Raw genomic sequence first — 14,216 nt, forward strand, 5'->3', positions numbered from 1 at the left:
TACGTAATCAACAAATTTATAGACAGTTAGCTAAAAAACATCGACAACTTCCCGATAAACCTAGACGTTTATTGTGACAACATAGCCTTCGGAACCACGCACATTAAAAACTGTTCCGTTTTCAAATAATAGGTACTGACCTTTAATTCCTGTCAATTTTCCAGTGAAAGAAGGAGTCTTATCCAAGTTTAAACTATTTACTTTTGCAGGATAACTCAAAACCGGATATTGAAGTTCGTAAACATCGTTTTTTTCAGCATAAAAATAATCTTTAACTTCTGCAGGAATTAAACTTTCAATTTTAGCTTTCTCTGCAATCAGATCAAAAGTCTCAACAGAGTTCTGAAGCATTTTTCTCCAATTGGTTTTGTCTGTATAATGATCTTTTAATGCTACCTCTGTTATTCCGGCCAAATATCGGTTTGGAACCTCAACAATAGCAATCGCTTGAGAAGCGCCTTGATCTATCCATCTGGTTGGAACTTGAGTTTTACGGGTTACACCAACTTTAATCTCGCATGCCGAAGCCAAATATACAATGTGCGGTTGTAACTGGACTTTAGATTCATATTCTAAATCCCTGTCTGCAATTCCCAAATGTGCCGTACTCAATTCTGGTCTCATAATCCAATCTCCAACAGCTGGACTTGAATAAAAGCATTCGTAACAAAAGCCTTGTCGATATATTTTTTTCTTTTTACCGCAATTCAAACATTGGAAGCCTACAAAATTGATTTCAATTTCTTTATCTAATAATTGGTTCACATTTAAGAAACTATCCTCGAAAACCAAATAATATTGAATTGGACTCCCAAGTTCAGTTTGCATTTTTGTCAGTACACCTTGATATTGCATTTGTATTTTTTATTTATAATTGCTGATTTAGACTTCTCAAAAGATTTAAAGTTTTTTGTGTTAAATTCGACTTTTTCGGTAGAATCTTTACCGTAAATCGAATTGTTTATTACAAAAAAATATTATTTTTGATATGAAGACAAAGTTACTATTTGTCTATCGATATTCAAATTTTAAGTTTTTTGTTTTGCACAGATTGTAAGATTTAAAACCTAAAATTAGTTAACTAAAAAACAGATTCATGCCTTTATCTATTATCAATTCGTTTGCATCTTGGGTCCTCAAACAAAGGATTCACCAAATAGAGCTTTTTTTAAAATACCCAAATGAAGTTCAGGAAGAATTATTGCACAACTTATTGACGGCATCTGAAAATACAGTTATTGGAAAACAATATGAGTTTTCGAGTATTAATTCTTACCAGACATTTGCTGAAAGAGTTCCGATTGCAACTTACGAAGAATTACAGCCACTTATTGAACGCACTCGTTTGGGAGAACAAAATGTTTTTTGGGAAAGCCCTATTAAATGGTTTGCCAAATCGAGCGGTACGACAAATGCAAAAAGTAAATTTATTCCTGTAAGTAATGAAGCTCTAGAAGATTGCCATTATAAAGGCAGTAAAGACCTTTTGTGTCTTTATTTAAATAATAATGAAGATTCTGAATTGTTTCTAGGAAAAAGCCTTCGTTTAGGAGGAAGCTCTCAGATTTACGAAAACAACAATACTTTCTTCGGCGATCTATCGGCTATTTTAATTGAAAACATGCCTATTTGGGCTGAATTCAGCAGTACGCCAAGCAGCAAAACTTCCCTAATGAGCGAATGGGAGACGAAAATTGCAGCTATTATCAATGAAACTAAAAACGAAAACGTAACCAGTTTTGCAGGAGTTCCTTCTTGGATGCTGGTTTTAATGAATAAAGTTTTAGAGAATACAGGAAAACAGAGTCTACTGGAACTTTGGCCAAATCTGGAAGTGTACTTTCACGGAGGCGTAAGTTTTTCTCCTTATAGAGAACAGTATAAAAAACTTTTGCCGAGCAAAGATTTTAGATATTACGAAATATACAATGCTTCTGAAGGCTTTTTTGCAATTCAAGATTTGAATAATTCAAGCGATTTATTGCTAATGTTGGATTACGGAATTTTCTACGAATTTATTCCGATGGATACTTTTGGGGCTCCAAACCAAAAAGTAGTTCGCTTGGCCGATGTTGAATTGAATAAAAATTACGCTATTGTTATCACTACAAATTCTGGTTTGTGGCGTTATTTAATTGGCGACACGGTTCGTTTTACTTCTTTAAATCCATACAGAATTAGAGTAACGGGAAGAACCAAACATCATATCAATGTTTTTGGCGAAGAATTAATGGTAGAAAATACCGATCAGGCGATTGCAAAAGCTTGTCAAGTAACACAAACTGAAGTTATCGATTATACGGTTGCTCCTATTTTTATGCATGATAAAGAAAAAGGCGCTCACGAATGGATGATTGAATTTAAGAAACATCCTGCTGATGTTGGTCTTTTCCAAAAAGTACTAGATGAAACTCTGCAAACTTTAAACTCAGATTACGAAGCGAAACGCTACAACAATATGACTTTAAATCCTTTGGTGATTAATGTGGCTCGTGAAAATCTTTTTTATGATTGGTTGAAAGAAAGAGATAAATTAGGAGGTCAGCATAAGATTCCGAGGCTTTCAAATCAGAGAGATTATTTGGAGCAATTGAAGGAAATGTGCTAATAACAACTTATAAAAATGAAAGACACAAAATTCAGCGAAATGAGCAACGAAGAACTGATTAAAAATCAGAAGACATTAAAAACCGTGAATACTATTTTTTGCGTTGTTCTTTTTATGTTATTCGTTCTTAATATCTTCATTGTTTTTATGAAAGGGTTTAGCGCTATGAATGTTATTCCTGTTGCGTTATTGCCTATTCTTTTCTTGAATCTGAAGAATTTAAAGGAAATGAAAAAGGAATTGGAATCGAGAAAATAAAACGTTAATTCCATTAAACCCGCATGAGGGATAGAAGTGGAAATCCTTTTTATTTTTTCTTTAAAAATAAAAAGATTGCAACGGATAGCCCGACCCGGAGGGACATGCCATTATTAAAATTCTGAGGTTCTAAGTTGCTAAGATTTTCTCAATATTGTCATTTCGACGTAAGGAGAAATCTTCGTGAGAAATTCGACAAAGATTGGATTCTCTTTTCGGAGCTACTTGCGAAGATTTCTCCTTACGTCGAAATGACAAAAATGAGGTGAATTTTCTCTTTATTTCGGTTGTCAGGCTGAGCGGAGTCGAAGCCCTTTTCTACATGAAAGCCCTTCGACTTCGCTCAGGGTGACAACTTGTAAATTACATCATATCGATATATCTATCATGGTATCCTAAAAGATACAAAACACCATCAAGACCTAAACTTGAAATTGACGTTGAGGCGCTTTCTTTTACTTTTGGTTTTGCGTGGAAAGCAATTCCTAGACCAGCTAAGTTTAGCATTGGCAAATCGTTTGCTCCATCTCCAACCGCAATTGTCTGGTTGATGTGAATTCCTTCTTTCTCTGCAATTGCTTTTAATAATTCTGCTTTTTTCTGACCATCTACAATATCGCCTAAATATTTACCTGTCAGTTTACCATCTTTTATTTCTAATTGATTGGCGTGAACGTAGTCTATTCCTAATTCTTTTTGAAGATATTCTCCAAAATAAGTAAATCCTCCAGAAAGAATTGCGGTTTTATAGCCGTAGTATTTTAAGGCTTTCATTAAACGATGTGCTCCTTGTGTGATTGGCAAATTGATAGCAACATTTTGCAAAACTTCTTCACTTAAACCTTCTAGAAGAGCCATACGCTTTTTGAAGCTTTCGTTGAAATCAATTTCACCATTCATAGCCGATTCTGTAATAGCTCGTACTTGATCTCCTACTCCGTTCAATTCAGCAAGCTCGTCGATTACCTCGGTTTGAATTAAAGTCGAATCCATATCGAAGCAAACCAAACGACGGTTTCTTCTATAAATATTATCTTCTTGAAAAGAGATATCAACATTTAGCGTTCTAGAAATTTCCATAAAACTTGCTGTCATGACGATCTTGTTGACAATTTCACCTGTAACTGACAATTGAATACAAGAACGCGGATATTCTTCTTTTTCTACAACAGAAGTTCTTCCTGTTAATCGGATAATAGAATCAATATTTAAATTTTGATCTGATAATATTTGGGTCACTGCAGATAGTTGCGAAGCCGCCAGTGTCTCTCCCAAAATATTGATGATATAACGCTGTTTTGATTGTGATTTTACCCAAGTTTCGTAATCTTCGATAGAAATCGGAATAAATTTCACTTTAATTTCCAATTCGTATGCTTTAAACAAAAGATCTTTTAAAACAGGCGCTGAAGAAGAACCTGCAGCAATTTCGAACAAAATTCCTAAAGAAAGCGTATCATGAATATCTGCCTGCCCGATATCTAAAATATTGGCGTCGTATGCTGCCAATACAGCTGTTAATCCTGCTGTAACTCCAATTTTATCGTGTCCAGAAACTTTTAATAAAATTATTTCTTTGTCTTCTGCTGCCATTTTTCTTTCTTGATTATGAAGCGACAAAAATCGACAATCTCTCGTTGATAAAAAAGAATAATCCTTGTTTTTTTGAAACGAAAAAGCACATTTTCATGTGCTTTTTTGAGTAATTTAACAATTATGCTCTACTATTAAAATAACATAACTTTTACGTTATTTGTTACCCATATTTTCGTCAAAATTTACCATCCAATTGATTCCGAATTTGTCTTTAAACATTCCGAAATAAGCTCCCCAGAAAGTTTTGTTCATTGGCATTTCTACTTTTCCTCCAGCAGAAAGTCCGTTAAAAATTCTATCTGCCTCTTCCGTGCTTTCTGTATTAATAGAAACGGAAAAGTTTTCTCCAATAGGCAAATCGCCAAATCTTGTCGAACTGTCGCTTCCCATTAAAATAGTATCTCCAATTGGAAGAGAAACGTGCATTATTCTTTCAGCATCTGCATCAGAAACTTGGTCACATCCTTCTTCTTTTGGCATATCTTTAAATTTTCCTATATAGGGAAATTCACCTCCAAAAACGGATTTGTAAAACAGAAATGCTTGTTCGCAATTTCCATTAAATAATAAATAAGGATTTACTGTTGCCATAATATTTTTTTTTTTTAAAATTGTTAGTTGTCTTTCTTTATTCTATTCTCTATTCTCTTTCTTCTAGCTTTTACTTCTCAGACAATTCTTTAATCAATTCCACCGCTTTAGGGAACGCATCTTTGAAATAATCAATATGTTTTTCAATTACATCTACTTCAACATGAAGATTTACAACATCTCCTTTTTGAGTTAACTTGTAAGTTTCCATTGCACCACTCCATTTTTCTGTTTCTGCATTTGGCGGCACTTCTTTATGATCTTTGATTTCGCCAAGATGCTTAAAAGCCATAAATTCATTTGGAATTTTAGTTTCAATCAAACTATTCATTCCATCTGCTCCGCCAGGTCCTAAAAAATAAATTTTGTCCCCTTCATTCCAAGTCGATTCAGCATAACTTCCTTCGGCAAAAACGCTTGTCCATTTCCTATACGTTTCATCGTCCCATAAGACTTTCCAGATCTTTTCTTTGGAAGCCTTTATCTCAACATTAAACACTAATTTTTCCATCTTAATCTGGTAATTTACTAAAATCCATAAATAAAACATTCCAACGATGACCGTCCAAATCGGTAAAACCGCAGCCATACATCCAGCCCTGACTTTCGGCAGGAGGAGCAAAAACGTTTCCGCCAGCTTCTTTGACTTTTTCGGCTAATTCATCAACTTCTTCCCTGCTTTCTGCGTCGATAGAAATCAAGACTTCGGAGCTTGAATTCGTATCTGTAACACTGTTTTTAGAAAAGCTTGAAAAAAGCATTTCTTCAAAAAGCATTATCACAAAATGTCCTTCACCTACAACCATGCACGTCGAACTTGGCGTATCATGCTGTTCATTAAACGAAAAACCTATTTTCCAGAAAAAATCTTTCGCTTTTGCCACATCCTTTACAGGAAGATTCAACCATATTTGTTTTGTCATTTTTTGTTTTTTTTTGTTGGGTTAGATATTTATTTCTTTTTTAAACCATATAAGTGATGTAAGTTAATTTTAAGTTGTAATCTTTGAACCTTGTTATTTTGAGTCTGTGAATCTAAAATTAATTAGCCTCGACGTAACTTTTAAAATTATCTAGAATTGCCTGCCATCCTGCGCGCTGCATTTCTTCTGGATTTTGTGTTTCTGGGTCAAAACTTTCAATTATCTCCACGCCATCTGCCGTTTCTGTAAAAGTGATTTCAACCTTTCTTCCGTCTCCCAAAACATAAGATAACGCTTCGTTTGGTTTTACTAAAGTAAATTCACCTCCAAAATCAAAACTCATGCTTCCGTCTTTTGCAGCCATGGTCGATTTGAATTTTCCTCCTTCTCTCAAATCAGCCTCTGCATAAGGCGTGTGCCAATCAGGAGAGGCAAAACTCCATTTTGTAATATGTTCTGGAGTATTCCAAAAATTCCAAACTTTATCAAGAGATGCATTAACGGTGTTCTTTATTGTTATCATTTTTTATTTTTTGTTTGATTTGTTCTTACTTAATTATTACATGTTCTCTGGAATCTGACTTTCATCCATAAAGAAAACTTCCCAGTGATGACCATCTACATCTAAAAAAGTTCTTTGATACATCCAACCATAATCATTTGTCTGATTATAATCTGTTCCGCCCGATTTAATCGCTTTGTCCATCATTTCATCAACCTGCTCTCTAGTGTCTACAGAAATAGCAATAAGAGCTTCACTAGTTGTTTTTGAATCACAAATTTGTTTTTTGGTAAATGTTTGATAAAACTCTTCTACCAAAATCATCACAAATATATTTTCATCAATAACCAAACAAGCTCCTTTTTCATTTGAGAATTTTGGATTGGTCGAAAAACCAAGTCCATTGTAAAAAGACACTGCCCTGTTTAAATCTTTTACAGCAAGATTTAAGAAGATTTTTGTTTTCATCTTTATAAAATTACGAATTAATTAAAACAAATTTAATTTTTTAAGATTACTTAAAAATACCAATAAAAGTCATTTTTAGGGGCATTTGAGACAATTTGCTTATTTTTGCATCTTACTAAAATTCCAAAAAACCAAAATATCATGAGCACAAAACTAGGATTAATCATACCTCACGATTATAAATTACTAAGCATCGCAGCTATATTAGAGGTATTCGAAACTGCCAATAAACTTACTCCTGAAACTGAAAAACCATTTGAAATTATGATTTTTCAATCGCAAGAACAAAACGATCAAGGAAATTTATTTGGATATAAAAGTAACGCTATTGAAACTTCAGAAATTATTCTAGACTTAATTTTAATTCCCGCTTTTACAACTGATAATATGAGCGAGATGATTAAAAAGAATAAAAGCTTTATTCCGTGGCTTCAAAAACAGCATAAGGCTGGAGCCGAATTAGCCAGTTTTTGCACAGGAGCTTTTTTGTTTGCCGCTTCTGGTTTATTGAACGAAAAATTAGCCACAACGCATGTTGACGCTTGCAGTGCCTTTACCAAAGCTTTTCCGATGGTAAAATTAAAACCTGAAGAAACTTTGACTGCAGACGGAAGTTTATACACCAGCGGCGGATCTACCTCAACTTTTCATCTATTGATTCTTTTGGTTCAGAAATTCTGTGGTAACGAAATGGCAGTTAAAATTGCTAAAATCTTCTCAATCGATTTGAACCGGTACAAACAAAGTTATTTCAGCACCTTCAGACCCAATCATTTGCACAATGATTCTTTAGTTGCTCTATTGCAGCAAAAAATAGAAAATCAGTATCATTCTATCGAAAAACTGGAAGAGATCACAAAAGATATCCCAACAAGTGCCCGAAACATGACACGTCGTTTCAAACAAGTGACAGGAATTCCTCCTATTGAATATTTACAGAATATCAGAGTAGAAAGTTCGAAGAAATACTTAGAACAAACCCAACTTTCGATTTCAGAAATTATCGAAAAAACGGGTTATAACGACCCAAAAGCATTTAGAAAAGTGTTTTATAAAATGGTCGGCATGAAACCAATTGAATATCGAGAAAAATTTAGAGTGCAGTAATTTTTAGAAGCAGATCTATTCGTTTTCATAAGAACGTTTTGTCCTGCTCTACACTGTATTCCCGATAAACAAAAACTACGGCTAAAAAGCCTTGTTTTTCTAAATCGGGAGATGCCGTTTCGATCAGGGCTAAAATAGAACTTTTGTTTTTCAGTATTACATTAAGACTTAACAATCCAAAGGAGTACCTTTTTATTGGCTTTCAAAAGTTCATCGATTTCTCTCATGCTTTCGTTTGAAACCGCAGGACAACCCCAACCCTCTGGTGTTCCTTTTGGATAAACTTCATTATCTGACACTTCTTCCCAAGAATGCAAAACAATGGCACGTTTTCGTGCATTAAAATTGCTTTTTTCTTTTCCTTGCAAAACATAATTTACCTTTATTCCCCACTGACTTACGCCACGATCCAAAACAACATATTTTCCAACTGAAGAACAATGCGAATCAAATTCGTTACTCATCCTTGCGTTATCTTTAGAAGAAGTTCCTCCCCATTGATTGTCTCCACAACCGTGACTTACCATATACGATTTTGAGACTTCCTTCTTTTTAAAATCGTAAACAAAAAAACGTTTATAACCAGAATGCAATCCGAGGTCAATCAAAATAAATTTATCTTGATTTAAATTATTGACCTTACAATAGTATGCTGCTTCCTTATAATAATTACTGTAATTAACTTCAATACGAGGTTTTCCTAATGAAACTGCTTCGCTTTTCTGTTTATTTTCAGAAACAGTTATTCTTTTGCTTTCTTTATTACAAGAAAAAGCAAATGCCAGACAAATTACAAAAAACATTCTCTTCATATTAACGATCTACTCAAAAGCACAAACGAAAATAGGGTTTAAAAAGTATATAAAAAAACCTGCTCAAATAAATGAACAGGTTCTATAATTGAACTTTGTCAAAGTTTTAAAATTTGACAAAGTTGTTTTAGATATCTAAGAAGCAATTTTCATGCTTTTGAATAATCATAAAAATGAAGATTTCACCTCTGTTTCTTTTTTAGTAACGCAATTACACTTATCGACGATATTATAAAAGTCAAAAAAAGAAATAAAAACAAAAAATCGATTCCTTTATAATTAATTATTAAACTAGGTATCTGTGTCATTAATAAAACTAAAAAGCAAAAAGACAAAATTTTATAGCTTTTGCTAATAAGAAAAATAATTAACGCTGCCAATATAGGCAAAACAAGAAATCCCTGCCAAAATATCGAGTCTGAGTCACCAAATAGATCAGTAATAAATTCACGTAAACACAATAATAAAAAAGCAAAATATGGAATTCTAATTTCACCAAGCCCAGGTATCATTAATAATGAAATTATTGCTACGGTTTTTAAAATTTTGATCGTTAGGGACATGTTCAATTAGGTTTCTTTTTCATTAAGACAATCACACAAATTGATGATATTATAAAAGTCAAATAGATAAATAAATACAAATAGTCAATTCTCTTGTAATTAGCAATTAGCCCAGTTGTAAACATTGATGAAATTAACAAAATTAAAAAGCAAAAAGACAAAATTTTATAGCTTTTGCTAATAAGAAAAACAATTAAAGTTGCCAATATAGGCAAAACAAGAAATCCTTCCCAAAATATCGAATCTGAATTACCAGATAGACTAGTAATAAATTGACGTAAGCAGAATAATAAAAAGGCAAAATGTGGAAAGCCATTTTCATCAAGCCCTGGTAGCCATAAAAATGAAATTATTGCTCCTGTTTTTAAAATTTTGATCGTTAAGGACATGTTCTTTTCGTTTTAGGTGCATAACTTGGAATAGAAGTGTGATTTGGAAGTTTCTACTCAAAGAAATGAGCAGATTTAGAAGTGAACTTTGTCAAAGTTTTAAACTTTGACAAAGTTACTTGAGATATCTAAGAAGCAATTCTCTTACGCTTCAATGATCATAAAATAAAAATCTCAAGTTTGTTTCTTTTTTATTAATACAATCACACAAATTGACGATATTATAAAAGTCAAATAAAGAAATAAAAACAAAAAATCGATTCTTTTATAATTAGTTATTAAACTAGGTATCTGTGTTATTAACAAAATTAAAAAGCAAAAAAGTAAAATTTTATAGCTTTTGCTAATAAGAAAAACAATTAAAGTTGTCAATATAGGCAAAACCAAAAGTCCTTCCCAAAATATCGGATCTGAATTACCTAATATGCCCATAATAAATACCCATAAACAATATAATAAAAAAGCAAAAAATGGAATTCCATTTTCACTGAGCCCTGGTAGCATTAATAATGAAATTATTGCTACTATTTTTAGAATTTTTATTACGGACATGTTCTTTTTGTTTTTGGTGCATAATTTGGAATAGAAGTGTGATTTGGTACTTTTTGCAATGTGTTTGCAACTGTACTAGGAGTCTCGAACGAATTATTACTTGCAACTCCCACAATATTCAATACATCAGCTGCGAAATCTGAACAATTATTAGTATCTATATCGTACCAACTATTTTGATACTTTACTGACAAAGAAATAATTTGCTGTAATTGCTTTGGAGTAATTTGTCCTATATTTCCTGATACATTATAAAAATCCCCACCATTATTACCCATTATTCCTGGCCCAATAAATGATTTATCATATCCGTTTTCTGGATAAAAGCCATAAGTCATAATATTATTACCTTGCGAAATAGATATAAAAGCATGACCTACATTTAGATTAGATAAATCAGTTTTTTCTGCATAAACGGTTAAATTTGCACTTGCTGCTGTATTTAAGCAACTTAAGAATTTTTTAATATCACTTATGGGTAATTTTGGAGGAGGAGGCATAATTGGATTTCCACTTGCACTTCCACCTGTACCACCACCGCCTGCATAACCAGAGGTATAATCACTAGAATTTCCTCCTGTGATATCTGAACCTCGTGGATTATAAATAATATCATAATATTTAGATGCATTACTTGTGACATAGACTGGTCTTAAATTGATATGGGTACCATCTTGATTTTGAGCACTGAAATAAGTATTATCATCAGGATCCATTGGTGCTTTGCCAGTAATGTTACTAGGATTTATTTTCTTACTTAATATTATTTCTACAACACCACTACTTATCATTTTATCATCTACAAATTCCGCCGCTTTAATAAACCCAAATTTTAAATCCCAAACAGAAATATATCCACTGAATTTTAAAAGGTCAGCATCATCATTTAAAGAACGTTCTGGATAGAATTCGTGCAAAAGTGCTTTATAATTATTCTCACTTAATTCATAGATATAAAGCTTCTGTTCCCAGTTTTCATCTTTATTTTTTTTTAGCTCATTGATTGGGACAATAACCAATTGTGTGCCATCTTTATTTTTTTTAAATTCAGCATTTGCCCAATCATACTTGAGATTTTGAAACAATGGGTAATTGTCAGTTGTGGATTCATATTTTTTGAACCACTCTTTGGCACGTGAAACGTTATTAATTTCTGGACTTACTAAATCCTCCTCTTTTTGACACCTCAAAAAAGTGACTGAAATTATCATTACAGTACTTAAAATAATAATTTTTTGAATTTTTTGCTTCATAATTTATAATATTTAAGATTAAAGCTACAAATCAAATATATAGAATAAATTCTTACAATAAATTTGTTTTGTCAGAATTTATTTAAATTACCCGAAAATGGGTTGAAATTCTAAAAAAGCATAAAAAAACCTGTTCAAATAAATGAACAGGTTTTAAAAAAAAACTTTGTCAAAGTTTTGAACTGTGACAAAGTAATATCAAGATTTACGAAGCAATCTCCATACGTTTCAATAAGTTTTTACTTAACGTATGTTCTGCATATTCTTTGTCGATTGTCAAACTGATATCATCAGATGTTGGCAGTTCGTACATGGCATCTGTTAAGATAGCTTCACATAAAGAACGTAATCCACGAGCACCCAATTTGTACTCTAAAGCTTTATCTACAATAAAATCTAAAGCTTCATCGGTAATCGTAAACTCAACATCATCCATTAAGAATAATTTCTGATATTGTTTGATCAACGCATTTTTAGGCTGTGTCAAAATTGCACGAAGCGTTGCTTTATCCAAAGGATCCATGTGCGTTAAAACTGGTAAACGTCCAATAATCTCAGGAATCAAACCAAAGTCTTTAATGTCTTTTGGAATGATATATTGCAATAAATTATCTTTATCGATATTATCTACATTTTTAGAAGTTGAGTAACCAACTGCCTGACGGTTTAGACGTTTTGAAATAATACGCTCTACTCCATCAAAAGCTCCACCAGCAATAAATAAGATATTTTGAGTATTTACCTCAACAAATTTCTGATCCGGGTGTTTACGTCCACCTTTTGGCGGTACGTTTACCACTGTTCCTTCCAATAACTTCAATAATGCCTGCTGAACACCTTCTCCAGAAACGTCACGAGTAATTGATGGATTATCGCTCTTACGGGCAATTTTATCAATCTCATCAATAAATACGATTCCTCTTTCTGCTTTTGCTACATCATAATCTGCAGCCTGAAGCAAACGAGTTAAAATACTTTCCACATCTTCTCCAACATATCCAGCTTCTGTTAATACTGTCGCGTCAACAATAGCCAACGGAACATCTAACATTTTAGCAATCGTTTTTGCTACTAATGTTTTTCCTGTTCCTGTCTGACCCACCATGATGATGTTACTTTTTTCGATCTCTACTTCATCGTCTAATTGCTGTTGCATTAAACGCTTGTAGTGATTGTAAACCGCAACCGACATTACTTTTTTAGTCTGGTCTTGACCAATAACATATTGATCTAGGAAAGCTCTAATTTCTTTTGGTTTCTTTAAAATTAAGTCACCAACTAGTTTCGCGCTTCCGCTAGATTTTAATTCTTCTAAAACAATTCCGTGTGCCTGTTCAATACACTTATCACAAATATGTGCATTGATACCTGCAATTAATAAATTAGTTTCTGGCTTCTTTCTTCCACAAAACGAACATTCTAATACTACTTTTGCCATTCTATATTTAGTTACTAAGCTGCAAAGATACTAAGTTTCTAAGCTTTTTTACCTAAAACTTAAAAACTTAGCTCCTTACAGCTTAATATTTATTTTTTGTTTCAATGTTTAATTTATTTCAAGTTTCAAGTTAATCTTAGAACCTTAATTCCTTTGCAACTTTGAACCCTAAAAAAATTATCCTCTTCTTAATACTTCATCAATCATTCCGTACTCTTTTGCCTCGTCAGCTTTCATCCAGTAATCACGCTCACTGTCTTTGTGCACTTTGTCAAAAGTTTGTCCTGAATGGTGCGAAATAATGTTGTATAATTCATCTTTTAATTTCAACATCTCGCGTAAGTTGATTTCCATATCTGTTGCAACTCCTTGTGCTCCTCCAGATGGCTGGTGAATCATTACTCTTGAGTGAGGCAATGCAGAACGTTTTCCTGCTGCTCCTGCGCATAATAGAACTGCTCCCATTGAAGCTGCCATTCCTGTACAGATTGTTGCTACATCAGGCTTGATGTATTGCATGGTATCGTAAATTCCTAAACCTGCATAAACACTTCCTCCTGGAGAGTTTAAATAAATTTGAATATCTTTTGAAGCATCAGCGCTTTCTAAAAATAACAACTGAGCCTGAACAATATTAGCAATCTGATCGTCAATACCTGTTCCTAAAAAGATAATTCTGTCCATCATTAATCTTGAGAAAACGTCTAATTGAGAAATATTCAATTGACGCTCTTCGATAATATATGGAGTCATGTTTGTTGGTGTCATCGCTGCTACGATTTTATCGTAATACATTGCGTTTACTCCTTGGTGCTTTGTAGCAAATTTTTTGAATTCTTTACCGTAGTTCATATTTTTAGTTTAAAGTTGAAAAGTCTAAAGTCAGCATGTGACTTAAACGAATTAAACAAAGTTCATACCTTTTTATAAGAGATGCCAATTTGTCTGAAACGTTTCTTTTGTTTCAAGTTTAACGTTTCAAGTTAACTGAAGAAAACGTGAAACCTAAAATCTTAAACTTGAAACAAAAAAAGAACGTCAACAGAATAAAAAATTCCATTGACGTTCAAATATAATTATTTTTATCTTTCAGTTTCTGTAATAAAATCTTAATTTTTAAAAAGTATACTTCTTAACTTTCGACTTTAGAACTTTT

At 32.8% G+C, this 14,216-nt stretch carries 15 protein-coding genes; 3 read left to right on the top strand and 12 right to left on the bottom strand.

What is annotated here, in order from left to right; all coding sequences use genetic code 11:
* Window positions 1-60: 60 nt before the first annotated feature.
* Window positions 61-855, bottom strand: a complete 795-nt coding sequence (locus tag LPB248_RS07490) for a DUF2797 domain-containing protein (RefSeq protein WP_177210880.1) — start codon at window positions 853-855, stop codon at window positions 61-63.
* A 241-nt stretch (window positions 856-1,096) separates the two neighbouring features.
* Between LPB248_RS07490 and LPB248_RS07495 the strand changes: the two genes are divergently transcribed.
* Entirely contained in the window at window positions 1,097-2,608 is a 1,512-nt protein-coding gene (locus LPB248_RS07495) for a GH3 auxin-responsive promoter family protein (protein WP_177210881.1), read from the top strand.
* A 15-nt stretch (window positions 2,609-2,623) separates the two neighbouring features.
* Entirely contained in the window at window positions 2,624-2,866 is a 243-nt protein-coding gene (locus LPB248_RS07500; RefSeq protein WP_177210882.1) for a redox-active disulfide protein 2, read from the top strand.
* Window positions 2,867-3,229: 363 nt separating this feature from the next.
* Here LPB248_RS07500 and serB read toward each other — a convergent pair whose 3' ends face one another.
* The 6 genes from serB to LPB248_RS07530 form a co-directional block, all read right to left on the bottom strand.
* Window positions 3,230-4,459, bottom strand: a complete 1,230-nt coding sequence (serB, locus tag LPB248_RS07505; RefSeq protein ID WP_177210883.1) for a phosphoserine phosphatase SerB — start codon at window positions 4,457-4,459, stop codon at window positions 3,230-3,232.
* A gap of 156 nt (window positions 4,460-4,615) precedes the next feature.
* On the bottom strand, window positions 4,616-5,053 hold the full coding sequence (locus LPB248_RS07510; protein WP_177210884.1) for a VOC family protein: 438 nt from the start codon (window positions 5,051-5,053) through the stop codon (window positions 4,616-4,618).
* Between the two features lie 70 nt (window positions 5,054-5,123).
* Entirely contained in the window at window positions 5,124-5,564 is a 441-nt protein-coding gene (locus LPB248_RS07515; RefSeq protein ID WP_177210885.1) for an SRPBCC domain-containing protein, read from the bottom strand.
* A gap of 1 nt (window position 5,565) precedes the next feature.
* Entirely contained in the window at window positions 5,566-5,976 is a 411-nt protein-coding gene (locus LPB248_RS07520) for a VOC family protein (RefSeq protein WP_177210886.1), read from the bottom strand.
* A 118-nt stretch (window positions 5,977-6,094) separates the two neighbouring features.
* Entirely contained in the window at window positions 6,095-6,499 is a 405-nt protein-coding gene (locus tag LPB248_RS07525; RefSeq protein WP_177210887.1) for an SRPBCC family protein, read from the bottom strand.
* 36 nt (window positions 6,500-6,535) lie between these two features.
* A complete protein-coding gene (locus tag LPB248_RS07530) occupies window positions 6,536-6,946 on the bottom strand; it encodes a VOC family protein (protein ID WP_177210888.1) in 411 nt (136 codons plus the stop codon).
* Between the two features lie 141 nt (window positions 6,947-7,087).
* On the opposite strand from LPB248_RS07530, the gene LPB248_RS07535 reads away from it, so the two are divergent.
* Window positions 7,088-8,053: a GlxA family transcriptional regulator gene (locus tag LPB248_RS07535; protein ID WP_177210889.1), complete on the top strand. Its 966-nt coding sequence runs from the start codon at window positions 7,088-7,090 to the stop codon at window positions 8,051-8,053.
* Window positions 8,054-8,214: 161 nt separating this feature from the next.
* On the opposite strand, the gene LPB248_RS07540 is transcribed toward LPB248_RS07535, so the two are convergent.
* The 5 genes from LPB248_RS07540 to clpP form a co-directional block, all read right to left on the bottom strand.
* Window positions 8,215-8,856: a murein L,D-transpeptidase catalytic domain-containing protein gene (locus tag LPB248_RS07540; RefSeq protein ID WP_255463041.1), complete on the bottom strand. Its 642-nt coding sequence runs from the start codon at window positions 8,854-8,856 to the stop codon at window positions 8,215-8,217.
* Window positions 8,857-9,430: 574 nt separating this feature from the next.
* Window positions 9,431-9,817 carry a hypothetical protein gene (locus LPB248_RS07545; protein WP_177210891.1) on the bottom strand — a complete coding sequence of 129 codons (387 nt, stop codon included), beginning with the start codon at window positions 9,815-9,817 and terminating at the stop codon, window positions 9,431-9,433.
* Between the two features lie 542 nt (window positions 9,818-10,359).
* Window positions 10,360-11,622 carry a hypothetical protein gene (locus LPB248_RS07550; RefSeq protein WP_177210892.1) on the bottom strand — a complete coding sequence of 421 codons (1,263 nt, stop codon included), beginning with the start codon at window positions 11,620-11,622 and terminating at the stop codon, window positions 10,360-10,362.
* Between the two features lie 205 nt (window positions 11,623-11,827).
* Window positions 11,828-13,060 carry an ATP-dependent Clp protease ATP-binding subunit ClpX gene (gene clpX / locus LPB248_RS07555; RefSeq protein ID WP_177210893.1) on the bottom strand — a complete coding sequence of 411 codons (1,233 nt, stop codon included), beginning with the start codon at window positions 13,058-13,060 and terminating at the stop codon, window positions 11,828-11,830.
* Between the two features lie 177 nt (window positions 13,061-13,237).
* The gene (clpP, locus tag LPB248_RS07560; protein ID WP_129748748.1) at window positions 13,238-13,912 is read right to left on the bottom strand and encodes an ATP-dependent Clp endopeptidase proteolytic subunit ClpP; all 675 of its coding nucleotides are present in this window, start codon (window positions 13,910-13,912) and stop codon (window positions 13,238-13,240) included.
* Between the last annotated feature and the right edge of the window lie 304 nt (window positions 13,913-14,216).

The sequence above is a fragment of the Flavobacterium sp. LPB0248 genome, from assembly GCF_013388355.1.
Lineage (GTDB): Bacteria > Bacteroidota > Bacteroidia > Flavobacteriales > Flavobacteriaceae > Flavobacterium.